This is a genomic window from Stenotrophomonas sp. PvP093 (assembly GCF_017876915.1).
In the GTDB taxonomy this organism is placed as follows: Bacteria; Pseudomonadota; Gammaproteobacteria; order Xanthomonadales; family Xanthomonadaceae; genus Stenotrophomonas; species Stenotrophomonas muris.
The window spans coordinates 1852882-1876230 of sequence record NZ_JAGIOX010000004.1; the positions used below are offsets into that span (position 1 = coordinate 1852882).

At 67.1% G+C, this 23349-nt stretch carries 22 protein-coding genes; 17 read left to right on the forward strand and 5 right to left on the reverse strand.

Features of this window, described 5'->3' with window-relative positions; genetic code table 11:
• The first annotated feature begins 46 nt into the window (after nt 1-46).
• The 3 genes from orn (at nt 47) to J3A72_RS11090 (ending at nt 2986) form a co-directional block, all read left to right on the forward strand.
• A complete protein-coding gene (orn, locus tag J3A72_RS11080) occupies nt 47-619 on the forward strand; it encodes an oligoribonuclease (RefSeq protein ID WP_014647557.1) in 573 nt (190 codons plus the stop codon).
• Nucleotides 620-789: 170 nt separating this feature from the next.
• The gene (locus J3A72_RS11085; protein ID WP_075075587.1) at nt 790-1662 is read left to right on the forward strand and encodes an EcsC family protein; all 873 of its coding nucleotides are present in this window, start codon (nt 790-792) and stop codon (nt 1660-1662) included.
• Nucleotides 1663-1870: 208 nt separating this feature from the next.
• On the forward strand, nt 1871-2986 hold the full coding sequence (locus tag J3A72_RS11090) for an alkene reductase (protein ID WP_075075588.1): 1116 nt from the start codon (nt 1871-1873) through the stop codon (nt 2984-2986).
• A 129-nt stretch (nt 2987-3115) separates the two neighbouring features.
• On the opposite strand, the gene J3A72_RS11095 is transcribed toward J3A72_RS11090, so the two are convergent.
• Both J3A72_RS11095 and ppsA read right to left on the reverse strand, forming a co-directional pair.
• Complete coding sequence (locus J3A72_RS11095) at nt 3116-4009, reverse strand: mechanosensitive ion channel domain-containing protein (RefSeq protein WP_049408109.1); 894 nt, start codon at nt 4007-4009, stop codon at nt 3116-3118.
• 148 nt (nt 4010-4157) lie between these two features.
• Complete coding sequence (gene ppsA / locus J3A72_RS11100; protein WP_032956111.1) at nt 4158-6536, reverse strand: phosphoenolpyruvate synthase; 2379 nt, start codon at nt 6534-6536, stop codon at nt 4158-4160.
• A 144-nt stretch (nt 6537-6680) separates the two neighbouring features.
• Between ppsA and J3A72_RS11105 the strand changes: the two genes are divergently transcribed.
• The 14 genes from J3A72_RS11105 (at nt 6681) to J3A72_RS11170 (ending at nt 21334) form a co-directional block, all read left to right on the forward strand.
• Nucleotides 6681-7502 (forward strand): pyruvate, water dikinase regulatory protein, encoded by an 822-nt coding sequence (locus tag J3A72_RS11105; RefSeq protein ID WP_014647552.1) that lies wholly within the window; start codon nt 6681-6683, stop codon nt 7500-7502.
• A 178-nt stretch (nt 7503-7680) separates the two neighbouring features.
• Nucleotides 7681-8190: a DUF1249 domain-containing protein gene (locus J3A72_RS11110; protein ID WP_032956108.1), complete on the forward strand. Its 510-nt coding sequence runs from the start codon at nt 7681-7683 to the stop codon at nt 8188-8190.
• Between the two features lie 41 nt (nt 8191-8231).
• A complete protein-coding gene (locus tag J3A72_RS11115; protein WP_075075589.1) occupies nt 8232-8720 on the forward strand; it encodes an 8-oxo-dGTP diphosphatase in 489 nt (162 codons plus the stop codon).
• Between the two features lie 124 nt (nt 8721-8844).
• Nucleotides 8845-9462 (forward strand): DUF2239 family protein, encoded by a 618-nt coding sequence (locus tag J3A72_RS11120; RefSeq protein ID WP_032956104.1) that lies wholly within the window; start codon nt 8845-8847, stop codon nt 9460-9462.
• Between the two features lie 118 nt (nt 9463-9580).
• Nucleotides 9581-10942 (forward strand): MATE family efflux transporter, encoded by a 1362-nt coding sequence (locus J3A72_RS11125; RefSeq protein WP_075075590.1) that lies wholly within the window; start codon nt 9581-9583, stop codon nt 10940-10942.
• A gap of 456 nt (nt 10943-11398) precedes the next feature.
• Nucleotides 11399-12013: a phosphatidylcholine/phosphatidylserine synthase gene (locus J3A72_RS11130; protein ID WP_014647547.1), complete on the forward strand. Its 615-nt coding sequence runs from the start codon at nt 11399-11401 to the stop codon at nt 12011-12013.
• A gap of 22 nt (nt 12014-12035) precedes the next feature.
• Complete coding sequence (gene phaE, locus J3A72_RS11135; RefSeq protein ID WP_075075591.1) at nt 12036-13115, forward strand: class III poly(R)-hydroxyalkanoic acid synthase subunit PhaE; 1080 nt, start codon at nt 12036-12038, stop codon at nt 13113-13115.
• Nucleotides 13112-14179, forward strand: coding sequence for a class III poly(R)-hydroxyalkanoic acid synthase subunit PhaC (gene phaC / locus J3A72_RS11140; protein WP_046431281.1), 1068 nt, complete (start codon nt 13112-13114; stop codon nt 14177-14179). Before phaE ends, phaC begins: the two co-directional genes overlap by 4 nt.
• Nucleotides 14180-14212: 33 nt before the next feature.
• Complete coding sequence (locus J3A72_RS11145; protein WP_053495886.1) at nt 14213-14581, forward strand: YfeK family protein; 369 nt, start codon at nt 14213-14215, stop codon at nt 14579-14581.
• A gap of 64 nt (nt 14582-14645) precedes the next feature.
• Nucleotides 14646-14849, forward strand: coding sequence for a PspC domain-containing protein (locus J3A72_RS11150; RefSeq protein WP_014647543.1), 204 nt, complete (start codon nt 14646-14648; stop codon nt 14847-14849).
• Nucleotides 14846-15298, forward strand: a complete 453-nt coding sequence (locus J3A72_RS11155) for a hypothetical protein (RefSeq protein ID WP_046431279.1) — start codon at nt 14846-14848, stop codon at nt 15296-15298. Before J3A72_RS11150 ends, J3A72_RS11155 begins: the two co-directional genes overlap by 4 nt.
• Nucleotides 15299-16126: 828 nt before the next feature.
• On the forward strand, nt 16127-16342 hold the full coding sequence (locus tag J3A72_RS11160; protein ID WP_005410085.1) for a hypothetical protein: 216 nt from the start codon (nt 16127-16129) through the stop codon (nt 16340-16342).
• A 207-nt stretch (nt 16343-16549) separates the two neighbouring features.
• On the forward strand, nt 16550-18937 hold the full coding sequence (locus J3A72_RS11165; protein WP_075075592.1) for a Tex family protein: 2388 nt from the start codon (nt 16550-16552) through the stop codon (nt 18935-18937).
• A 207-nt stretch (nt 18938-19144) separates the two neighbouring features.
• Nucleotides 19145-21334: a PAS domain S-box protein gene (locus J3A72_RS11170; RefSeq protein ID WP_014647539.1), complete on the forward strand. Its 2190-nt coding sequence runs from the start codon at nt 19145-19147 to the stop codon at nt 21332-21334.
• Between the two features lie 140 nt (nt 21335-21474).
• Here J3A72_RS11170 and J3A72_RS11175 read toward each other — a convergent pair whose 3' ends face one another.
• The 3 genes from J3A72_RS11175 to J3A72_RS11185 all read right to left on the reverse strand — a co-directional run bounded on the left by J3A72_RS11175 (nt 21475) and on the right by J3A72_RS11185 (nt 23082).
• Nucleotides 21475-21621 (reverse strand): hypothetical protein, encoded by a 147-nt coding sequence (locus tag J3A72_RS11175; protein WP_154582529.1) that lies wholly within the window; start codon nt 21619-21621, stop codon nt 21475-21477.
• Nucleotides 21622-21640: 19 nt separating this feature from the next.
• Nucleotides 21641-21931, reverse strand: coding sequence for a putative quinol monooxygenase (locus tag J3A72_RS11180; RefSeq protein WP_075075594.1), 291 nt, complete (start codon nt 21929-21931; stop codon nt 21641-21643).
• A gap of 62 nt (nt 21932-21993) precedes the next feature.
• Nucleotides 21994-23082 (reverse strand): DUF5694 domain-containing protein, encoded by a 1089-nt coding sequence (locus tag J3A72_RS11185; protein WP_100450265.1) that lies wholly within the window; start codon nt 23080-23082, stop codon nt 21994-21996.
• Between the last annotated feature and the right edge of the window lie 267 nt (nt 23083-23349).

A 23349-nucleotide genomic window follows, 5' to 3' on the forward strand; every position in this document is an offset into this window, starting at 1 on the left:
TTCCATCACCGGCAGGCCGCGCGCCTGCCCAGCAACGAGGCGACACATGGCGGACAACGGCGCGGCCAACGAGCGACTGATCTGGATCGACCTGGAAATGACCGGGTTGGATACCGACAACGATTCGATCATCGAGATCGCCACCGTGGTCACCGATGCCCAGCTCAACGTACTGGCCGAAGGGCCGGAATTCGCCATCCACCACCCGCTGGAAACGCTGGAAGCGATGGACGAGTGGAACCGCAACCAGCATCGCCGCTCGGGCCTGTGGCAGCGCGTGGTGGACAGCACCACCACCCTGGGCCAGGCCGAGGCGCAGACGGTGAACTTCCTGGCGCAGTGGATCCCGGCCGGCCTGTCGCCGATGTGCGGCAACTCGATCTGCCAGGATCGCCGCTTCCTGCACCGCCAGATGCCGCGACTGGAGAAGTACTTCCACTACCGCAACCTGGACGTGTCCACGGTGAAGGAACTGGCCAAGCGCTGGGCGCCGAGCGTGGCCGCTGGCGTCGGCAAGAACAGCAACCACACCGCGCTGAGCGACGTGCACGATTCGATCGCTGAGCTGCGCCACTACCGCCAGTTCATGGGCGCGCTGTCGGGGCTGCCGGTTGCCTGAACAACGACGCCGGGCATGGCCCGGCGCTATCGGATGACACGCCAACGGGTAGTGCCGGCCGCTGGCCGGCAAGGCGCCGGGGTCGGATCCCTTTCCTGCGGAAAGGGCTCTGACCCCTCTGTCGTACCCCGCGACGAACCGTTCAACTTTCTGGCGCTAAGATCGGCGCCATGAACGAGCCGATCCTGCTCCCCCGCGACATCGCCCATGACGCCCGCGACTGGTCCGACCTGCAGCGCGCGGTGGCCCTGCTGGAAGCGCCGACCCTGACCGCGCGCATGGCCAACCTGGTCGGCACGCCGCTGGAGTTCGCGGTGAAGGCGCTGCCCAGCTCGGTCTCCAACCGCATCCACGGCGCTGTGCAGGCGGCGCTGAGCAAATCGGCGCAGGCCGCGCTGTGGAGCATGGACAACACCCCCGGCAAGGGGGCGTCCACCCGCTGGCACAAACTGGCGGCGGCCACCTCGGGCGCGGTCGGTGGGGCCTTCGGCTTCGCGGCCTTGTTCATCGAGCTGCCGGTGTCGACCACCATCATGATGCGTGCGGTGGCCGACGTGGCCCGCAGCGAGGGCTTCGACCTGTCCGAGTTCAGCACCCGCCAGGCGTGCCTGGAGGTGTTCGCGTTGGGCGGCAACTCGCCGCGCGATGATGCCAGCGAGACCGGCTACTACCTGGCCCGCGGCTTCACCACGGATGTGATGCGCCACCTGTCGGCCGAGCTGGCCGGGCGCGTGGTGACCGGCCGCGACCTGACCCTGGGCGTGGCGCCAAAGGAAGCTGGCAAGCTGCTGGCGAAGATGGTGGAAAAGGTGGCGGCGCGCTTCGGCGTGGTGGTTACCGAGAAATTCGCTGCGCAGGCGGTGCCGATCGTCGGTGCCGCCGCCGGTGCAACACTGAATACCATGTTCACCGACTACTACCAGGACATGGCGCGCGGCCACTTCATCGTGCGCCGTCTCGAGGTGAAGTACGGGGAAGACGTGGTGCGCGCCTGCTATGACCGCGTGGCGCATGGCGGCGTACTGATCGAGCCCACGCTGTAACCGGCTTCGGGGTCGGAGCCCTTTGCGTTGCAAAGGGATCCGACCCCGGTTGCGCGCGGGGTCGGATCCCGTTCCGCAGGAAGGGGCTCTGACCCCCGGCCGGCCATCCTTGCCTTGGGGGAACAATTGTTTTGCCAGTGCATGCCTGTTGCCTGGCAGCTGGCATCCCCATCCTTTGCGGCAGTCCCCCCCGCAAGAGATCGCCGCCATGTTGTTCACTCCCCACCGCTTGGGCGCCTTGACCCTGCCCAACCGCATCGTGATGCCGCCGATGACCCGCTCGCGTGCCGCCGACGGCAACGTCGCCACCGCGGACATGGCCGCCTACTACGCCCAACGTGCCAGTGCTGGCCTGATCGTCAGCGAAGGCACCCAGATCAGCCCGCAGGGCCAGGGCTATGCCTGGACCCCGGGCATCCACAGCCCGGAACAGGTGCAGGGCTGGCGCCAGGTGACCGATGCGGTGCACGCCGCTGGCGGCCGCATCTATGCCCAGCTGTGGCATGTGGGCCGGGTCTCGCATGTGGCCCTGCAGCCGGGTGGTGCCGCGCCGGTGTCGTCGTCGGCGCTGCTGGCCGAAGGCGTGAAAGTGTTTGTCGACCCTGCAGGCGCTGGCCCGGAAGCGGGCGTGGGCGAGATGATCCAGCACTCGATGCCGCGCGCGCTGGCCGAGGACGAGATTCCGGGCATCATCGCCGACTATGCACAGGCCACCCGCAATGCACTGGCCGCCGGCTTCGATGGCGTGGAGTTGCACGGTGCCAATGGCTACCTGATCAACCAGTTCATCGACTCGCAGGCCAACCGGCGCACCGACGGCTATGGCGGCGCGTTGCAGAACCGGCTGCGTTTCCTGCGAGAGGTCGTGCAGGCGGTGACGGCCGTAACCGGTGGTGACCGCGTCGGTGTCCGTCTGGCGCCGCTGACGACGTTGCAGGGCGCGGTGGACGATACGCCACAGGCGACCTATCTGGCCGCGGCGCACCTGCTGGGTGAGCTGGGCGTGGGCTACCTGCACATCGCCGAGGCCGACTGGGACGATGCACCGCTGATGCCGGTGGCGTTCAAGCAGGCGCTGCGCATGGTCTACCCGGGCACGCTGATCTACGCCGGCAAGTACACCGCCGAACGCGCCGAGCAGGCACTGGCTGAAGGCTGGGCTGACCTGATCGGCTTCGGTCGCCCGTTCATCGCCAACCCGGACCTGCCGGAGCGACTGCGTACCGGTGCGGCGCTGAATCCGCCGGATCGTGCGACATTCTTTGGCGGTGGCGCGGCGGGCTTCACCGATTATCCGACGCTGGAAGAGAGCGTCGCGGCCTGATCCTGGACGCTGCCGGCCAGCGGCCGGCACTACCAGTGGGCGAGGGGTAGTGCCGGCCGCTGGCCGGCATTCCGATGTCGTATCGCCGATGGGTGGGTGCCGACCGTTGGTCGGCACTACCGGCATGGATCAGGGCTTGTCGCGCACCAGCGCGTCAGCCTCTATCACGCCGCCATCCTTTCCATGCAGGTACAGGTGCATGTCCTGCTGCGGGTACGGGATGTTGATGCCGGCCTTGTCAAAGCCCAGCTTCAGCTGCTCCAGCAGCGTGACCTTGGTACCGAACCAGTCGGCCGACTTCACGTAGCAGCGGATGCCGAGGTTGATGGCGTGCGCGCCCAGCTCATACACCACCACGTCCGGTGCCGGTGTCTGCAGCACGCGTGGGTCGGCCTTCATCAACGCCAGCGCGGTATCGCGCGCCAGCTGGATGTTGTCTTCATAGCCGATGCCGATCACCAGTTCGACGCGGCGGGTCGGTTCGGCGGTGAGGTTGATGATCGGTGCAGCGGTGATCAACGTGTTCGGAATGGTGGTGTGCTGGTTGTCGGCACCGGTGATGACGGTCTGGAAGATGCGCACTTCGCGCACCGTGCCGGTCTGTCCGGCCACGGTGACCACATCGCCCACGCGGAACGGTCGCAGCGTCACCAGCATCACGCCCGAGGCGATGTTGGACAGCGAATCCTTCAATGCCAGGCCGACGGCCAGGCCAGCGGTACCGAGCACGGCCAGCAACGGGGTGATCTGCACGCCCAGCGTGCCGATCGCCAGCACCACCACGATCACAAGCGATGCGGCATACACCACGTTGCGCAGGAAGCTGCCCAGCATCGGGTCCACGCCCATGCGAGCCGTAGCGCGCGGCATCGCGTTGGACAGGCGCCGTGCCACCCACAGGCCCACCAGCAGCACCACGATCGCGGCCAGCAACGGTACGCCGTAGGTTTCCAGCAGGCGCTCCCAGTTGAGCGAGTGGAACCAGGGCGTTGCGGCGGGGGCGGGTCGGGCGGCGGCGATCATGCGGGAGTTCCTTTGCTGCTGAGGGACAGGCGCGAGGTGCGCGTGGCGTGCACGGACGCCAGAAACAGCAAGCCCCGCAGAGGCGGGGCTTGCGTGCGGCAGCAGTATGGGCGGACATCGATGAAAGCGACGTCAGCCCATTACGGCATCAGCCGTTGGCCTTCAGCTTGGCCAGGCGCAGCCAAGTATCGACCACGGTGTCCGGGTTCAGCGACACCGACTCGATGCCTTCCTGCATCAGCCATTCGGCCAGATCCGGGTGATCGGACGGGCCCTGGCCGCAGATGCCGACGTACTTGCCCTTGGCGCGTGCGGCCTTGATCGCCATCGACAGCAGCTTCTTCACTGCCGGGTTCCGTTCGTCGAACAGGTGCGCGACGATCGACGAGTCGCGGTCCAGGCCCAGGCTGAGCTGGGTCAGGTCGTTGGAGCCGATCGAGAAGCCGTCGAAGATCTCCAGGAACTCGTCGGCGAGCAGTGCGTTGGACGGCACTTCGCACATCATGATGATCTTCAGGCCGTTCTCGCCCTGCTTCAGGCCGTTCTGTTCCAGCACCTCGACGACCTTGCGGCCTTCTTCCAGGGTGCGCACGAACGGAATCATGACCCACAGGTTGTCCAGGCCCATTTCGTTGCGCACGCGCAGCACGGCCTTGCACTCCAGCGCGAAGGCGGCCGAGAAGCTCGGGTCGACGTAACGGCTGGCGCCGCGGAAGCCGATCATCGGGTTTTCTTCGTGCGGCTCGTAGTTGCTGCCGCCGATCAGGTTGGCGTACTCGTTGGACTTGAAATCCGACAGGCGCACGATCACCGGGTTCGGTGCAACCGAGGCGGTGAGCGTGGCGATGCCTTCGGCCAGGCGGTCCACGTAGAAGCTGACCGGATCACCGTAGCCGGCGATCTTCTCATCGATCTTCTTCTTGGTCGCCGCATCCTGGCGGTCGTATTCCAGCAGCGCGTTCGGGTGGATGCCGATGTGGCTGGCGATGATCATTTCCAGGCGGGCCAGGCCGATGCCGGCGTTCGGCAGCTGGCCGAAGTCGAAGGCACGTTCCGGGTTGGCCACGTTCATCATGATCTTCAGCGGTGCCGGCGGCATGTTGCCCAGATCGGTGGTGGTGCGCTCGAAGCCGAGCTTTCCTTCGTAGATGAAGCCGGTATCACCTTCAGCGCAGCTGACGGTGACCAGCTGGCCATCTTCGATCACCTTGGTGGCGTTGCCCGAACCGACCACGGCCGGCACGCCCAGCTCGCGCGCGATGATCGCGGCGTGGCAGGTACGGCCGCCACGGTTGGTGACGATGGCCGAAGCGCGCTTCATCACCGGTTCCCAATCGGGATCGGTCATGTCGGCGATCAGTACGTCGCCCGGCTGCACGCGGTTCATGTCGTCCAGCGTCTTCACCACGCGGGCCACGCCCGAGCCGATCTTGGCGCCGACGGCGCGGCCTTCGGCCAGCACGTTGCCGCCCTTTTCGGTCAGCGCGAAGCGCTCGATCTGGGTGGCGTGGCTGCGCGACTTCACCGTTTCCGGGCGCGCCTGCACGATGAACAGCTTGCCGCTGACGCCGTCCTTGGCCCACTCGATGTCCATCGGGCGGCCGTAGTGCTTTTCGATGACCAGCGCCTGCTTGGACAGTTCCTGCACGTCCTCGTCGCTGATCGAGAAGGTGTTGCGCAGTTCGACCGGGGTATCTTCGATCTTGACGCGCTCACCCGGAACATCGGAATACACCATGCGGATCGCCTTGCTGCCGAGCGAGCGGCGCAGGATCGCCGGCTTGCCGGCCTGCAGGGTGGGCTTGTAGACGTAGTACTCGTCGGGATTGACCGCGCCCTGCACGACCATTTCGCCCAGGCCGAACGAAGAGGTGACGAACACCACGTCGCGGAAGCCGGACTCGGTGTCCAGGGTGAACAGCACGCCGGACGAACCGACGCCCGAACGCACCATCAGCTGCACGCCGGCGGACAGGAACACGTCCTCATGCTTGAAGCCGTGGTGCACGCGGTAGGCGATGGCGCGGTCGTTGTACAGCGAGGCGAACACTTCCTTGACCTTGTGCACGACGTCGTCGGCACCCGTGACGTTGAGGAAGGTTTCCTGCTGGCCGGCGAAGGACGCATCCGGCAGATCCTCGGCGGTGGCCGAGGAACGCACGGCCACGGCCACGTCGCCGCCGCCGTTGTCGGCGCTCAGCTTGGCGTAGGCGGTGCGGATGTCCTGATCCAGCTGCGGCTGCAGCGGCGCATCGATCACCCAGCTGCGGATTTCCTTGCCGGCGGCGGTCAGCGCGTTGACGTCCTCGACGTCCAGCGTGGCCAGCCTGTCGAAGATGCGCTTGGACAGATCGTTGTGCGCAATGAAGTCCTTGAAGGCTTCAGCGGTGGTGGCATAACCGCCCGGCACCGAAACGCCCAGACCGGCCAGGTTGCCGATCATCTCGCCCAGCGACGAATTCTTGCCGCCTACGCGGGCCAGATCGGCCAGACGCAGTTCGTGCAACCACAGGATGTTCTCGTTCAAGCGCGATGCTCCGTTTGGCCATCGCCCGAGGCGGGCTGAGTGGCCGCGTCCGTAGGAAGAAGCCGATATGATGCCGGGCAGAGCACCGTCGGCACAAGCTTGTGCTGGCGGCCTTTTTAAGCTTCGTAGGGGGTAAAAGCGCGCATGTCGACCATCCGTCCGGTGTTCTACGTTTCCGATGGAACCGGTATCACCGCTGAAACCATTGGGCATAGCCTGCTGACCCAGTTCTCCGGGTTCAGCTTCATTACCGACCGCATGTCGTTTGTCGACGACCCCGAAAAAGCGCGTGAAGCCTGTGCCCGGATCCAGGCGGCAGGGGAGCGCTACCAGGTCCGGCCGATCGTGGTGAACTCCTGCGTGGACCAGAGCCTGAGCCTGATCCTGGCCGACAGCGGGGCGCTGATGCTGGATGTGTTCGCGCCGTTCATCGAGCCGCTGGAGCGTGAACTGGCCAGCCCGCGCCTGGCCCGGGTCGGCCAGGCCCACGGCATGGTCGATTTCGATACCTACCACCGTCGCATCAACGCGATGAACTTCGCCCTGACGCATGACGACGGCATCGCGGTGAACTACGACGATGCCGACGTGATCCTGGTGGCGGTGTCGCGCGCGGGCAAGACGCCGACCTGCATCTACCTGGCCCTGCATTACGGGGTACGCGCGGCCAACTACCCGCTGACCGACGAAGACCTGGAAAGCGATCGCCTGCCGCCGCGACTGCGCAATTACCGGCGCAAGCTGTTCGGCCTGACCATCGATCCGGACCGGCTGCAGCAGATCCGCCAGGAGCGCCGTCCGAACTCGCGCTACGCCAACCTGGAGACCTGCAAGCGCGAGGTGGCTGCGGCCGAGACCATGTTCCGCATGGAGCGGATCCCGACCCTGAGCACCACGCATACCTCGATCGAGGAGATTTCCAGCAAGGTGCTGGCGACGCTGGGGCTGCAGCGCGAGCTGTATTGAGCCTTTCCGGCGCGCTGCACTTCGCCCTGTAGAGCCGAGCCCGCGCTCGGCTGGGCCGCCGGGTTCTTCCCGAACAGCAGCCGAGCATGGGCTCGGCTCTACACGGGGATCGTCGCTGACGGGTTGGCTGTGGCTTGAGGCGCCCCCACGTTGAAGCACCAACGTGTAGGATCGACCCATGGCCCAAGCCTCGCCCCGCACCGAACGCATTCCCCGCCTGAGCCGGCTGAGCTGGCTCATGGGCCTGTACGCGGAGAACTACCGCCATCTGGTGCGCCTGTTCGAACCGGCCGGACTGGTGGCGGGCAGCTACATTTCCTCGATCGGCGACGGCCTGGACGTACGCCTGGACGTGATCGAGTGCCACCGCTACACGGTGGAACTGCGCCTGACCTACGACCTGGCCGACCCGGTCACCGGTGAGCCGGATCCCTCGGCGTATGTGCGTCTTTACCGTGACGCACGCCAGGCCGAGACCACCCATTGCTACGTCGGCCGCCGCTGGCAGGACACGATGGGCCTGTACCCGCCGCCGGCCGAGCTGATCAGCCACCGCATGCGGATGAACACCTTCCTCGGCAAGTGGCTGGAATACCTGGCCGAGCGCGGTCACGGCGTGGCCACCCTGCGCCGCGATCCCGATGGCGCAGGCACACCCGCCGAGCGCCGCCTGTCGCTGGTGCGCTGATCGGCCATAATCCACGGCTGACCTGCCGCTGGATGCCGCCCATGCCGTACACCCCGATCGTCGCCACCCTGGGCTACGTGCTGTCGCCTGATCGTCGCCAGGTGCTGATGATCCACCGCAACACCCGTCCGGGTGACCACCACCTGGGCAAGTACAACGGGCTGGGCGGCAAGATCGAAGCGGACGAGGACGTGGCATCCAGCATGCGTCGCGAGATCGCCGAGGAAGCCGGCATCGACTGCACCGGCATGCGCCTGCGCGGCACCCTCAGCTGGCCGGGCTTCGGCAAGCACGGTGAAGACTGGCTGGGCTTCGTGTTCGTCATCGATACTTTCGAAGGCACCCCGCACGGCGGCAACCATGAAGGCACGCTGGAGTGGGTGGACCTGGACAAGCTGGACACGCTGCCGATGTGGGAGGGCGACCGCAACTTCCTGCCGCTGGTGTTCGACACCGACCCGCGCCCTTTCCACGGCGTGATGCCGTACAAGGACGGCCGCATGGTCAGCTGGTCCTACAGCCGGCTGTGAGGTGACGAATCGGGTGGGTGCCAACCTTGGTTGGCACGCTCTTCTGGCAAATTAATACCCGGACAATATTGACTCGGTTAAATTACCCGGGCAATATTCGCGCATCGCCTCTGATGCCATTGCCATGCCTGTGTCCCGACTTCCTCCCTTCAGCTGTTTCGACGGCCATCGCCTGGTCGCTTCCGGTACCCCGGAAGTGGCAGCGCTGGCGTTGAAACAGCTGCGTGCCGACAACGCAGCCGGTCCGCTGCTGGTGTTCGACAACGCCAGCGGGCGAACCCGCGATTTCGACACGCGCGGCAGCGACACAGAGCTGCTGGCACGGGTGACCGAAGCGTTTCCCTCCGCCGTGGAGGCGGATGCCGACGTCACTACCGGAGAGGCGCCCGCAACCCCGCGTGGCCGTGGCCGCCCCAGGCTGGGCGTGGTCGCCCGCGAAGTGACGCTGCTGCCGCGGCATTGGGCGTGGTTGGCCGAACAGCCGGGTGGGGCTTCGGTGGTGCTGCGCAGGCTGGTGGAAGCGGCCAGCCGTGCCGGTGCCGACGAGGATCGGCAGCGCCGCCACAGCGAGCGTACCTATCACTTCCTGCAGGCCATCGCCGGTGACCTGCCGGGCTTCGAGGAGGCCATTCGGGTGCTGTTCGCGCATGACCGCGCGGGCCTGGAAGCGGCGCTGCATTCCTGGCCCAGGGATGTGCGCGACCACGCCCTGCGCCTGGCGTTCGAAGACGCTGACGGCTGAGCCATCGCGCTGTTGCTGAGCGACGGCGTCATCTGATCGCGGGCCGCGGCCCGCTTCCCCTGTGCTTGCTTTGCTGGCGGAAACGCCGGGCAGGGCGGCGCTTTGCCCAGAGAATCCCATGAGTCCCCCTGTACATCCGACACCTCCGGCAGCACTCCCGCTGTGGCGCACCTACCTGACGCTGCTGCTGCCGATGCTGCTGACCAATGCGTTGCAGCTGGCCGCAGGCACGCTGGACAACATCTATCTCGGCCACCTGCTTGGCACACAGGCGGTGGCTGCGGCCGCGGCGTTCTTCCCGGTCTTTTTCCTGCTGCTGGCCCTGGTGATGGGCCTGGCCACGGGCGCGATGGTGCTGATCGGCCAGGCCTGGGGCGCGGGCCGCCCGCAACAGGCGCGCGCGGTGGCCGGCAGCGCGGTGGCGCTGATCCTGCTGTTGTCGGTGCCGGTGATGGCCCTGGGCGGCGGTTTCGCGCCACAGCTGCTGGCGGCACTGGGCACGCCGGCAGCGATCCTCGGCGAGTCCATCGTGTACGCGCGCGTGCTGTTGCTGGCGGCTCCGGTGTTCTTCCTGCTGTGGCTGGCCACTGCCGTGAGCCGCGCGGTGGGCGATGCAAAGACGCCGCTGCAGGCGCTGCTGCTGGCCACGGTGGTCGGCCTGCTGTGCACGCCGCTGCTGATCCTGGGCTGGGCCGGCCTGCCGCGGCTGGGGTCGGCCAGTGCGGCTGTATCGGCGGCGTTTGCCTCATTGTTGGCCCTGGGCTGGTTGCTGTGGCGCTGGCAGCGGGTAGGACATCCCCTGGCACCACGGCGTGAGCTGTTGCGTGTCATCCGTTTCGATGGCGCGCTCATCCGCGCGATGCTGCGCATCGGCGTACCGTCTTCGCTGCAGATGCTCAGCCTGGCCATTGCCGAGATCGTATTGCTGGGCTGGATCAACCGCTACGGCTACACGGCCACGGCCGCCTACGGTGCGGTCAACCAGTTGATGAGCTGGGTGCAGCTGCCGGCCATGTCACTGGGCATTACCGCCACCATCCTCGCGGCGCATGCGATGGGCGCGGGACGTACGGCACGGCTGCCCGCCATCGCCCGCACCGGCGTGCTGCTTGGACTGGCGATGCTGAGTGCAGTGGTGCTGCTGGTGATGGCGCTTGCGCCCTGGCTGACCGGCCTGATCCTGGTGGCTGCCGAAGCGCGTGAACTGGCCACGCTGCAGTTGCGCACGGTGGCGTGGGGCGTGCTGGCGATGGGCGGCAGCACCGTGCTGGTAGGGGTGATGCGCGGCAGTGGCACGGTATGGCGGCCAGCGCTGCTGGGCATGACGGCGGTATTGCTGCTGGAGCTGCCGCTGGCGATGTGGTTGCAGGCGCGGCATGGGCTGGCCGGCGTATGGTGGGCGTGGCCGCTGGGGTTGCTGGCGATGCTGGTGATGCAGGTGTTCTGTTTCGAGCGCTGGCGGCGGGTGCAGGCTGGGTAGTGCCGGCCGCTGGCCGGCAACGCGGAACGGTCGGGGCAGCCGGCCAGCGGCCGGCTCTACCACTTCAGGGCCGCTGCGCCAGCGGCAGGTGGAAGCACTCCGGCATCATCGCCGCCCGTCACCAGGAATCGGACGCGGCGGCGGCGGGCCCGCCGGTGACCATAGCGCCGACTCTGCGGCTTGGGAAGTAGGGAAACCCCGCGGAAGAGTGATGAGGAAATGTCCACCGTCGCAGTCGGTGAGATCTGGTTGTCCACAGGGGGTGTGGATTACGCGTGGGCAACTTTGTGGATAAGCCCCGACAGGCGCCACCCCCCTAGGCTGTCAAGATGGGTGGCGAAAAATTCACCGCCAGTGAGGACGGGTGAGGGGGCGGTGAAGGATCGGCTGAGCCAGCGCTGTCGCCAGCGGCGGCGCTCGCGGTAACCTGTGGGCCTTGATGCTCCGTGAGACCCCATGAAACGTCACTTCTCGATGCTGCGCGAATTCCAGCTGGCCGACTGGTTCACCCTGGCCAATGCTTTCTGCGGCACCGGTGCGGTCTTTGCCGCGATGCGCTTCCTGCAGGACGGCGAGCGCGGCTATCTGCTGTTCGGCATGGCGCTGATCCCGCTGGCCTTCATCTTCGACGCCCTCGACGGGCGCATCGCGCGCTGGCGCAAGTCCAGCTCCACCCTGGGCCGCGAGCTGGACTCGCTGTCCGACGTGATCTCCTTCGGCGTGGCGCCGGCGGCGCTGGCCTATGCCTGCGGCATGCAGGGTGGCTGGGACTGGCTGGTGCTGAGCTACTTCGTCTGCTGCGGCGTCAGCCGCCTGGCACGCTACAACGTCACTGCCGAGGCGCTCGCCGGCGACGAGGGCAAGGTCACGTATTTCGAGGGCACCCCGATCCCGACCAGCCTGGTGCTGGTGATCGTACTGGCGATTGCCGCCGGCACCGATGCCATCGGCCAGAACATCTGGTTCGGCCAGTGGCAGATCGGCCCGTGGCAGCTGCACCCGATGGTGCTGTTGTTCGCCCTGTCCGGGTCGCTGATGATCAGCAAGACCCTGCGTATTCCCAAGCCATGAGCCAGCCCTGCGGAGGCCTGCGATGACCAGCTCGGCCCACGACACCGGCAGCAGCGATTTCGAAACCCTGGCCCGGCAGTATTTCGGCGCCTGGGGCGATGCCCTGCGCCATGCGAGCACGCCCGGCGCACCCGCCGGTGACGATCCCGGCAGTTGGCAGCGGTTGTTCGACTGGTGGGGCCAGCTGTTGCCCGAGCAGGCGCAGGGCGCGCCGGAAGATGCCGTGCGCCGGTTCCGCGAACAGGCGGGCAGCTGGTACGGCACCATGCAGGAGGTCGCCGCACGGTTTGCGGGCCGCGACGCCAGCAGTGCCGATGTGGCCCAGGCCTGGCGCGAGGCGGTGCAGGGGCAGGGCGACGGCATGCTCCAGTGGATGCTGCAGGGCGCCCGTGGCAGCACGCACGCCGGCGCCGCGATACCCGAATTCGCCGCCTGGCTGCAGCAGTTCCAGCTGCAGGCGGGCCCGTGGCTGCAGAGCCCGGCATTCGGCCCCAGCCGCGAGCACCAGGCGCGCTGGCAGGCCCTGCTGCGTGCGCAGGAGGAATACCAGCAGCATTCGCGCGCCTATGTCGATCAGATCAAGCAGGCACTGGACGAAGCCTTTGCGCTGTTCGAGCAGCGCCTGGCCGAGCACGAACAGCCCGGCAGCCAGCTGACCAGCGCCCGCGCGATGTTCGACCTGTGGATCGAAGTTGCCGAGGAGGCCTACGCCAAGGTCGCCATGTCCGAACCGTTCCAGCAGGTGTACGCCTCGCTGGGCAACGCGCAGATGCGCCTGCGCGCCGGCCTGCAGCGGGAGGTGGAACAGATGAGTGAACGGATCGGCCTGCCGACCCGGAGCGAGATGGATGCCGCACACCGCCGCATCGCCGAGCTGGAGCGCAGCCTGCGCCGCCTGCAGGCGCAGGTGGCTGTGCTGGCCGGAACCGCTGAGGTCGATCCGGTGGCGCAGCCGGCGCCGGCGAAGGTGAAGCCAACTGCGCGCAAGGCCGCGAAGAAGGCCGCGCCGGCAAAGAAGGCGCCTGCGAAGAAGACATCTGCAAAGAAGACATCTGCGAAGAAGGCCGCACCTCGCGCTTCCGCTCGGGCGCGTGACCGATGAAGGGACCATTGGGCTTCAACGCCGATGACCTGATGCAGGAGAGCCTGGCCATGCAGCGCAAGCTGATGGAAGGGCTGAAGCTGCTGCCGCAGGTGGAAGACGTGGACTATGGCGTGACCGCGCGCGAGGAAGTCTGGCGCGACGGCAAGGTGGTGCTGTATCGCTTCGTCGGTGAGCAGGCGCCGACCCGGCGCACGCCGCTGCTGATCGTCTACGCGCTGGTCAACCGGCCGTACATGGTCGACCTGCAGGCCGACCGTTCGCTGGTGCAGAAGCTGCTGGCGCTGGGCCAGGACGTGTACGTGCTGGACTGGGGCTACCCGGACCGGTCCGAACGCTTCCAGACCCTGGAGGACTACCTGCTGCGCTACATCGACGGAGCGGTCGATGCGCTGCGCGTGCGCAGTGGTGGCCCGGTCGACCTGCTCGGCATCTGCCAGGGCGGCGTGTTCGCGCTGTGCTACGCAGCGTTGCGCCAACAGAAGCTGGGCAAGCTGATCACCATGGTCACCCCGGTCGATTTCCAGACCGCCGACAACATGCTCTCGCACTGGGCGCGGCAGGTGGACGTGGACCTGCTGGTCGATACGCTGGGCAACATCCCGGCCGACCTGATGAACGCCAGCTACCTGATGCTCAAGCCGTTCCGCCTGAACGTGCAGAAGTACGTCGGCCTGCTCGACATCCTCGATGACAAGGCGGCGCTGGAGGACTTCCTGCGCATGGAGAAGTGGATCTTCGATTCGCCGGACCTGGCGGGCGAGGCGTTCCGCGATTTCATCAAGCAGTTCTACCAGGCCAATGGCCTGATGAAGGGCACGGTACGGATCGGCGAGGAAGCGGTGGATCTGTCGCAGGTGACGCTGCCGGTGCTGAACATCTACGCCGAGCAGGATCATCTGGTGCCGCCGGACGCCTCGCGCGCGATGCGCGGGCGCCTGGGCACGGACGACTACACCGAGTCCAGTTTCCGCGGTGGCCATATCGGCATCTACGTGTCCGGGCGCGCGCAGCGCGAAGTGCCGGCCACGATCGATGGTTGGCTGAAGGCGCGCGACCTGTAGAGTCGAGCCCTGCTCGACTGACTTGGAGGGATGATGACGTACCGGATTTTGTTGATTCTTGCGGTACTGCTGGCAGCGCCCCTTGCCCAGGCCGCACCCAGTGCGGATGCACGGCGGGAGATCGCCCAGTTGATCGCCAGCCTGGACGGCTCCCAGTGCCGGTTCCAGCGCAATGGCAGCTGGTATGACGGCGGCGATGCGCGCGCGCATCTGCAGCGCAAGTACGACTATCTGCTGAAGAAGGACATGGTGGACAGCGCCGAGCAGTTCATCGAGCGCGCCGCCAGCCAGAGCAGCATGAGCGGCAAACCCTATCGCATCCAGTGCCCGGGGCAGCCTGAACAGACCGCAGCCGCCTGGTTCGGTGCGCGCCTGCAGGCGCTGCGTCACCGCACGCCGTAGACATGGGCAGGGTGTAGAGTCGAGCCACGCTCGACTGCCCTGTCCGTTGCCCGGAGCCGCCGCCATGAACACCACGCCCAAGACACTGTCGCGTTCATTGAACGACCGCATGATCGCCGGCGTGATGGGTGGCATTGCCCATCGCTTCGGCTGGAATGCCACCCTTCTGCGGGTGGTCTACGTGCTGCTGTCGCTGGCCTCGGCGGCCTTCCCCGGCATCCTGGTCTACCTGATCCTGTGGCTGCTGATGCCGAACGAGGCCGATTGAACACCGCCTCCCGGCCTTGGCCGATCTGGCTGCGCGCGCTGCAGGTGCTGGGCGCGGTGTGGACCCTGCCCAACACCCTGATCGGCCTGATGGGTGGGCTGGCCGGCATGCTCGGCGGCGCGACATTGCGCTGGAGCCGGCGTGACTGCGCGCTGGTGTTCGACCGCTGGCCGTGGGGGCCGGGTGGGGCGATCACCTTGGGCAATGTGATCCTGCACACGGGCCACGATCTTGGCATTTCCTGCCGGACCTACGCGCATCAGGCGGGGTGGGGCGTGGAGCCGCTGATCCGGCTGGACGACCATGAGCGTGCGCATGTCTACCAGTACATGGTGCTGGGGCCGCTGTACCTGCCGGTGTACCTGCTGTGTGGCGGGGTGAGTGCGCGCAATCCGTTCGAGCGGGCGGCCGATCATTTCGCCCGGTTCGGGCAAGGCTGGTGGCCGTAGTTTCCAGCCAACGGCACCGCCCCTCGTGGCTTGGTCGCGGAATGCCTGCTTCCTGGGGGCTGGCCGGGTGGGTGGGGCCAGCGCGGACGCCGTGACCCCATCCATGGGGGCTTGGCCGCGGCTTGCACGTGTGCGCTGTCCTGCGCACACGGCAAGACCGGGGTTGGGCGTCCTGCCCAACCCGTCGGGCGCATGCGCCCGACCCATGCCGCGGATACCCCGCCACCCCCACCCTCCCGGCCGCTGACAGATTCCGTGCGCGTCCAGCCACGGAAGAGATAAAGAACAGCAAAAGCGGGTCGCGCGCTGCGCTTGCTCGTGTAGAGCCGAGCCTGCGCTCGGCTTCGCGGACTGGCCTGAAAGCAGCCGAGCGCGGGCTCGGCTCTACAAAAAGCGGCCAGCCAAGCTGTTTTTGCTTTTGATCCTCTTTTTTCTTTTCCGTGGGTGAACGTGCCCGAAAAACTGTCAGGGGCCGGACGGGGTGGGTGCGCGGGACCGTTGGCGCCATGGATGGCGCCATCGAGCCCCCAGGGACGGGTTCACGGCGTGTCCTGCGAACCCACCCCGACCGACCTAATCACATGAAGCGCATTTCGCGACCACCCACGAGGGGCTTCGCCGTTGGCGGGAACGACCCTGGATTCGTTAGCCGGAAGTTAAAGATCCGTAAGCATTGTGCTGCGATCCCGCGGTCATCTGCATGCAACCGATCGTCATTAGCCTTCGTGACGTTCCAGTCAGGTTCGACGCGGTAAGCTCTCCCCCGATGAGCTCGCAGCATCGCTCATCGAGTGCAGTACGCAGTAGCAATTTGGAGGAATACATCACATGGCAATCGTTCTTTATGTCGGTGGTAGCAAGGATGGCGAGAAGGGCGTGGTGCCCTACGGCTTCAGCAAATCCCGCGCCGACACCGCGCTGGGGCCGGAGTTCTACACGGAGCGGTTCATGGAACTGCAGGGTGTCGGCAAGGTTCGCCTGATGGCCCTGGAAGGCATGCGTGACGAGATCGTCATGCAGCGCGCTGCCCGCCACTACCGCTGACCTTCGCAACACGCGGCAGGGCGCGCCCACCATCGCGCGCCCGCGCCGGCATCCCAGCCCCGGGCCAGTCCGCGCCCGCTCTTTGCCAGGATGCCGGCGTCCACTCCGGCTACGCCGCTGAACCCCGTCCCCTGTCAATGCCTTGTCCGGCTCCGTCGTCGGTTGCCAGAATGGGGTCTTCCCGTAACGCGGCTCAGACCTGAAGCAATGCACGACGCCAAGAACGCCCAGAGCGCGCTCGCCCAGCAGATCGCCCAGACCATCGCCGACGAGATCGGTGCCCAGTCCGCCCAGGTACGCGCCGCCGTCGGCCTGCTCGACGAGGGCGCCAGCGTTCCGTTCATCGCGCGCTACCGCAAGGAAGTGACCGGTGGCCTGGACGACACCCAGCTGCGCAACCTGGAAACCCGGCTGACCTACCTGCGCGAGCTGGAGGACCGCCGTGCGGCGGTGCTGGCCAGCATCGGCGAGCAGGGCAAGCTCAGCGACGAGCTGCGCAATGACATCCTGGCCGCCGATACCAAGAGCCGGCTGGAAGACCTGTACCTGCCTTACAAGCCCAAGCGCCGTACCCGCGCCCAGATCGCCCGCGAGGCCGGTCTGGAGCCGCTGGCCGATGGCCTGCTGGCCGATCCGACGCAGGACCCGCAGACGTTCGCGGCAACCTTCGTCGATACCGACAAGGGTGTGGCCGACACCAAGGCCGCGCTGGAAGGCGCCCGCGCGATCCTGATGGAGCGCTGGGGCGAAGATGCCGCGTTGGTTGGCGAGCTGCGCACCTGGCTGGGCGAGACCGGCGTGATCCGTGCCCGCGTGGCCGAGGGCAAGGAAACCGAAGGCGCCAAGTACCGCGACTATTTCGAACATGCCGAATCTCTGGCGAAGATTCCCTCGCACCGGTTGCTGGCGCTGTTCCGCGCGCGCCGCGAAGAGATCCTGTTCCTGGAACTGGACCCGGGCAGCGATGCCGAAGCGGGCCACCAGTACGCCGAGGGTCGGGTGGCACGCAAGGCCGGCATCGCCGACCAGGGTCGTGCCGCCGACCGCTGGCTGCTGGATGCCTGCCGCCTGACCTGGCGCGCCAAGCTGCACACCCATCTTCTGCTGGACCTGTTCAACCAGGCCCGCGAAAAGGCCGAAGCCGAAGCCATCGCGGTGTTCGGCGACAACCTGAAGGACCTGCTGCTGGCCGCACCGGCCGGCCCGAAGACCGTACTCGGCCTGGACCCGGGCATCCGTACTGGCTGCAAGATCGCCGTGGTCGATGCCACCGGCAAGCTGGTCGCCACCGACACCATCTACCCGCATGAGCCACGTCGCCAGTGGGACCAGTCGGTGCAGACGATCAAGCAGCTGTGCGCCAAGCACAACGTGGAGCTGATCGCGATCGGCAATGGCACCGCCAGCCGCGAAACCGACAAGCTGGCCGGCGAAGCGATCAAGGCTGCCGCCAACCCGAAGCTGCAGAAGGTCGTGGTCAGCGAGGCGGGCGCCTCGGTGTACTCGGCCTCCGAGTTCGCGGCCAAGGAGTTCCCGGGGCTGGACGTGTCGCTGCGTGGCGCGGTATCGATCGCTCGTCGCCTGCAGGACCCGCTGGCCGAACTGGTCAAGATCGAACCCAAGGCGATCGGTGTCGGCCAGTACCAGCACGACGTGGACCAGTACCGCCTTGCGCGGGCGCTGGACGCGCGCGTGGAGGACTGCGTAAACGCCGTGGGCGTGTACGTGAACACTGCCTCGGCCGCGCTGCTGTCCCGGGTGTCCGGCCTGTCGGCCACGGTGGCCGAGAACATCGTGCGCCATCGCGACGACAACGGCCCGTTCAAGCGCCGCAAGGACCTGCTGAAGGTCGCGCGCCTGGGCGAGAAGACCTTCGAGCAGTGCGCCGGCTTCCTGCGCATCGCCGATGGCGACCAGCCGCTGGACGCCTCGGCGGTACACCCCGAAGCCTATCCGGTGGTTGAGCGCATCGTGGCCAGCACCGCGCGCCCGATCAAGGCGCTGATCGGTGACGGCAGCTTCCTGCGTGGCCTGAAGGCAGAACAGTTCACCGACGACACCTTTGGCGTCCCGACCGTGCGCGACATCCTGAAGGAACTGGAAAAGCCGGGCCGCGACCCGCGCCCGGAGTTCAAGGCGGCGCGCTTCGCCGAGGGCGTCGAGGACATCAAGGACCTGCGCGAGGGCATGGTGCTGGAGGGCGTGGTCAGCAACGTGGCCGCCTTCGGGGCCTTTGTCGATATCGGCGTGCACCAGGACGGCCTGATCCACATCTCGGCGCTCTCCGATACCTTCGTGAAGGACCCGCGCGACGTGGTCAAGGCCGGTGACATCGTCAAGGTGAAGGTGCTGGAGGTGGACGTGGCGCGCAAGCGCATCGCCCTGACCCGGCGCCTGGACGATACCCCGGGCCAGGCCACCAGCCGCCCGGGCCAGCGCGATGAGCGGGGCCAGGGCCAAGGGCCGCGCCGTGACGCTGGCGGCCAGAACCGTGGACCGAACCGCGGCCAGGGCGCTGGCGGCCGTCCGGCCCAGTCTGCGCCGCCGGCCAACAATGCCCTGGCCGAAGCCTTTGCCCGGGCCAAGCGCAGCTGAGGATCGTGCCCCCCGTCACGGTTGATCCGGGGCGGGGGGCTTGTCGGTTTTCCCCGTGATTGCGCACACTTGCGCCTGAGGGGGGCGTTTGGCCTCCCCGCTGTCGCTGGGGAGGACCATGACGCCAGCACGACCCGCCGTCTTCGTTGCAGGCCGCAGTGCTTCGCTGCGGTCGGCGCCTGCCCGTGCCGGCAGGGGACCGGAGTGATGCCGGGCCAGGGCACCCACGGCAATGGACTGCTGGAGCGCCGCCTGCAGGCGTTGGCTGAAGAGCGTCGCCGGCTGGCGATGATCATCGACGGTACCGCTGCGGGTACCTGGGAATGGAACGTGCAGACCGGCGAGATGCGGGTCAATGCGCGCTGGGCCGAGATTGTCGGTTATCGCCTGGATGAGCTGGAACCGATCTGCCAGAAGACGTTCCTGAAGCTGGTCCATCCCGATGACATTGCGCTGTCCGATGCAGCGCTGGACGACCATTTCGAAGGGCGCAGCGACAACTACGCCTGCCTGCTGCGCATGCGCCACAGGAACGGCCAGTGGATCTGGATCCAGGACCGTGGCCGGGTCTTTGAATGGGACGGGCAGGGCAAGCCGCTGTGGATGGCCGGTGCCCATGCCGATGTCACCGAACTGCAGCAGGCAAGGCAGGACGCGGCCGAGACCCGGCAGCGCCTGCAGGCCGTGGTCGATGCGTCCGATGAGGTGGCGGTGATCGCCACCGATACCGATGGCACCATCACCCTGTTCAACACGGGGGCGGAGCGCCTGCTGGGCTACAGCGCGGCGGAGGTGGTCGGCCAGCGCCGGCTCGACGCCTTCCACGATCCAGCCGAACTGAAAGCGTGGTTGCAGCCGCTGGCTGATGCTGATGGCAATCTTCCCGGCGTGTTCGAGGCGCTGAGCGCGCGTGCCGACGGGCAGACCTACTCGCGGCAGTGGACGCTGCTGCGCAAGGATGGCCAGTCACGCCAGGTACGCCTGTCGATCAGCCGCATGGAGAGTGCCGATGGAACGCGCATCGGCTACGTCGGCATGGCCATCGACATTACCGAGATCCTGCAGGCACGCGCCGAAGCACGACTTTCGGCAGAGAAGTTCGCTGGCGCGTTCACCTCCGCCGCACTGGGCATGGCGCTGGTGTCGCTGGAAGGACGCTGGCTGGATGTCAACGACGCGCTGTGCCGGATACTAGGCTACCCGCGAGAAGAGCTGCTGCAGGTCGATTTCCAGCGCCTGACCCATCCCGATGACCTGCAGACCGACCTGGCCCTGGTACAGGACCTGTTGGCCGGGCGACGCAGCCACTATCACCTGGAAAAGCGCTACCTCGACCGCGACGGTCGCATCATCTGGGCGCGGCTGTCGGTGTCGCTGGTGCGCAACGAGCATGGCGAACCGCTGCATTTCGTGTCGCAGATCCAGGACATCACCGCCCAGCGCAGCAGCGAGCAGCGCCTGTTCGAGAGTGAACAACGCAGCCGAATCACGCTGGATGCGGTGGCCGACCTGGTGCTCAGCGTCAGCCTTGATGGCCGCATCGACTACGCCAACGCGGCTGCGGTGCGCACCCTGGCCGGTGATGGCGCATTGTCGCTGGCCGGGCACAAGGTTCAGGACGTGCTGGCGCTGACCACCGAGTACGCGCCCGGTTCGGTACTGGATGTGACGGTGCTGCTGGACCCGGAGAGCAACGCGGTGGACCTGCACGCCGACCTGCTGCTGCGCCTGGGCACGGCAACGGTGCCGGTGGACCTGACCCGCGCCTGGCTGCGCGATGACGAAGGCCACGTGCGCGGCGCGGTGTGGGTGCTGCGCGACGACACCCAGCAGCGGGCACGCCAGCGCGAAGCCCGCCACCTGGCCGAGATCGATCCGCTCACCGAACTGAGCAACCGCCGCGGTTTCGAGGTACACCTGCAGCAGGCGATCACCCGCGTGGAGCGCACCGGCCAAGCTGCCTCGCTGATGTACATCGATCTGGACCGCTTCAAGCCGGTCAACGACACCTGGGGCCATCTGGCCGGCGATGCCGTGCTGTGGGCGGTGGCCAGCGTGCTGCGCCATGGCGTGCGCGATTCGGACGTGGTGGCGCGGTTGGGCGGTGACGAATTCGCGGTCATCCTGTCCGGTTGTACGCCACGGCGTGCGGCCCGCATCGGGGGCGAGCTGCTGCACACCCTGGCCGCGCTGTCCATTCCGTGGGACCAGGACCGGCTGCGGATCGGTGCCAGCATCGGTATCGCGCCGCTGGCCGGCGGCATGAGCGTGGACCAGGCGGTGGCTGCGGCCGATGCCCAGTGCTACCGGGCCAAGGCGATGGGGCGCAACAACGTGCAGGTGCAGGGCGAGTTGTCCCAGCTTCCGGGTGACGATCCCGACGCCGCGGAGGACTGATCTCAGCCTGTGAGAGGACGCGCGCGAATACTGCGCGCACTCCACTCACGCAGGTAACCCCCATGAATGCCTGGAACCCGGTTGCGGTACGCAAGTTCATTCCGGCCCTGATCGGCTGGTGCCTGGCGCTGGCCGCCTGTCTACGCGCCGAACAGCTGCGCGGCGACCTGCACGCACGGGCGTTGTTGCCCGTGTTGCAGCAAGGTGCGGTCGCGCTGCTGGTCCTGAGCCTGTCCTGCACGGTTGCGGCCTGCCTGTTGCTGTGGCGGCATGGCCGCAGCGATCATGTGCATCCCGCTGCAGGCATTACACCCGTACGGCATCCATCAGCAGGACCCGGCACGGCGCACACTGGAAGGCATTGATCTGTGGCACCAGGCGCTGGAAGTGTTCGCTGGCACAGTGCAGGTCGAGCGCGGCGCGGTCGGGCCACAGCTCGATGAAGATGAAGTGGCCCGGATCCTTCTGGTCGACGAACAGTTCATAGCCGAGGCAGAGCGGCTCGCGCAGCGTGCACGCGACCAGCTCCCGGTACAGGGGAAGCACGGTGTCCACCGCATCGGGATGGATGAAATCCTCGGCGATCACTTTCAACATGTCGGCACCTGCGAATCGGGCCTTGCAGGATAGCGCCGGCGCATGGCCGGCACCTGTTCCCGTCAACGCAATACCGTGTCCGCACTGACCAGCCGCACGTCATGCATCTGATTGAGGTAGGCCTCGTAGTAGCCCTTGTGCGAGGCACCCACGATGGCCAGCATGCGTCTGCCAGGATGCTGGCTCAGCACGTCGCGGATGTTGGCGACCATGCGCAGGTTGCGGGTTTCCCAGTAACCGACGTACATCCGGCCGAACGCCTTGGAGGACGGCTCGACGAGCGTCGCGCCGAAGTCGCTCTGGTAGGCGGCCATCGCCGCCGCCGGGCTGTTGTAGTCCCGATACAGCGCCATGACGCCGCCGGGCTTGTCCAGACCGGCCACGAGGCGTTCATCGGCCTCCCGCCGCGCGCGCGAGTGCGTATTGTTCCAGGCACCGGTGATGGCCGCGCTGGCCGCCGCTTCATCCTCGGCGGGCGTGGGCGAATCGGCCGTGTGGTCGTCCACGGCCCACAGGCGTTCCTGCCCGAGGCGGGCGGCGACCTCGGCGGCGATCAGGTGGGTTTCATTGCGGCGAACCAGGCCTTTTTCGAGGATCTCGACCAGGGCAGGTGTCAGTCCATCACCGCCTTTGCGCTCGGACGCAGGCAGGCGCAGCCACTGCACCTGCGCCGAGCCGCGTTCACCCGCTGCCAGGAACAATGCTGCGAGCCGACGACGCTGGGCGGGCGTCGGCTCGTCCGGCCAGGTCGCAAGCAGGTGCTCGGCCTGGGTGTTCGCCGTAGGCACGTCCAGTCCGGTCGCAGCCTGCGCAGCGGTGGTGTCGAAGCAGTAGGTGGCCACGCTCTCCGCATAGCGTGCCGGATAGCGACGCATGAAATCGCACTGCAGGCCTGACAGGTCTTCGGTGGCGATCAGCTCGGGCTTCCAGGCGACCAGTCGCTGCAGCAACGGTTCAAGCAAGGCGGGCTGGAAGGACTTGGGCAGGCCGGACAAGTGGGTGGTGCCCAGTACCAGCACTTCGTTCGGGCGCCCGGCAGGCGGGCCCTTCAGCTGGTCGGGATGGAAGCTGGGGCGGTAGGTGGCGTCGGCAGCGAAGGCGCCGCTGCTGCACAGGCCCAGGATGAGGAAACTGGCCAGGCGTGGGAACATGCGATCTCCGTGTCAGTGAGCGTCCTGCGGTTCGCTGCATGCTGGCCAGTTTCATCTACCACCGGATCTCCCGTTGGTCATGCAAACCTTTTCCGCTTGAACTGCATCCGCGTGCCGGGCAAGGCCATGCCCAGTGACGGCGACAACGCGCGACATATGCCCTGACGACACCCGGTGCCGAGCAGAACCTGCCCAGCCGGCGCCTGGCGAAACCGCTCGGCGGTGCCCCTGTCTCGCGTGAGCAGAATGTGAAGTGCATCGCGATTG

Bases quoted from the DNA above. Each gene is read 5' to 3' on its own strand.
- J3A72_RS11170 (WP_014647539.1), top strand. From the start codon at position 19,145: ATGCCGGGCCAGGGCACCCACGGCAATGGACTGCTGGAGCGCCGCCTG.
- J3A72_RS11175 (WP_154582529.1), bottom strand. From the start codon at position 21,621: ATGATCGCTGCGGCCATGCCGCCACAGCAACAGGCAGGCCGCAACCGT.
- orn (WP_014647557.1), top strand. From the start codon at position 47: ATGGCGGACAACGGCGCGGCCAACGAGCGACTGATCTGGATCGACCTG.
- J3A72_RS11185 (WP_100450265.1), bottom strand. From the start codon at position 23,082: ATGTTCCCACGCCTGGCCAGTTTCCTCATCCTGGGCCTGTGCAGCAGC.
- J3A72_RS11165 (WP_075075592.1), top strand. From the start codon at position 16,550: ATGCACGACGCCAAGAACGCCCAGAGCGCGCTCGCCCAGCAGATCGCC.
- phaE (WP_075075591.1), top strand. From the start codon at position 12,036: ATGACCAGCTCGGCCCACGACACCGGCAGCAGCGATTTCGAAACCCTG.
- J3A72_RS11115 (WP_075075589.1), top strand. From the start codon at position 8,232: ATGCCGTACACCCCGATCGTCGCCACCCTGGGCTACGTGCTGTCGCCT.
- J3A72_RS11110 (WP_032956108.1), top strand. From the start codon at position 7,681: ATGGCCCAAGCCTCGCCCCGCACCGAACGCATTCCCCGCCTGAGCCGG.
- J3A72_RS11150 (WP_014647543.1), top strand. From the start codon at position 14,646: ATGAACACCACGCCCAAGACACTGTCGCGTTCATTGAACGACCGCATG.
- J3A72_RS11095 (WP_049408109.1), bottom strand. From the start codon at position 4,009: ATGATCGCCGCCGCCCGACCCGCCCCCGCCGCAACGCCCTGGTTCCAC.
- J3A72_RS11180 (WP_075075594.1), bottom strand. From the start codon at position 21,931: ATGTTGAAAGTGATCGCCGAGGATTTCATCCATCCCGATGCGGTGGAC.
- J3A72_RS11090 (WP_075075588.1), top strand. From the start codon at position 1,871: ATGTTGTTCACTCCCCACCGCTTGGGCGCCTTGACCCTGCCCAACCGC.
- J3A72_RS11130 (WP_014647547.1), top strand. From the start codon at position 11,399: ATGAAACGTCACTTCTCGATGCTGCGCGAATTCCAGCTGGCCGACTGG.
- J3A72_RS11145 (WP_053495886.1), top strand. From the start codon at position 14,213: ATGACGTACCGGATTTTGTTGATTCTTGCGGTACTGCTGGCAGCGCCC.
- phaC (WP_046431281.1), top strand. From the start codon at position 13,112: ATGAAGGGACCATTGGGCTTCAACGCCGATGACCTGATGCAGGAGAGC.
- J3A72_RS11085 (WP_075075587.1), top strand. From the start codon at position 790: ATGAACGAGCCGATCCTGCTCCCCCGCGACATCGCCCATGACGCCCGC.
- J3A72_RS11160 (WP_005410085.1), top strand. From the start codon at position 16,127: ATGGCAATCGTTCTTTATGTCGGTGGTAGCAAGGATGGCGAGAAGGGC.
- J3A72_RS11105 (WP_014647552.1), top strand. From the start codon at position 6,681: ATGTCGACCATCCGTCCGGTGTTCTACGTTTCCGATGGAACCGGTATC.
- J3A72_RS11125 (WP_075075590.1), top strand. From the start codon at position 9,581: ATGAGTCCCCCTGTACATCCGACACCTCCGGCAGCACTCCCGCTGTGG.
- J3A72_RS11120 (WP_032956104.1), top strand. From the start codon at position 8,845: ATGCCTGTGTCCCGACTTCCTCCCTTCAGCTGTTTCGACGGCCATCGC.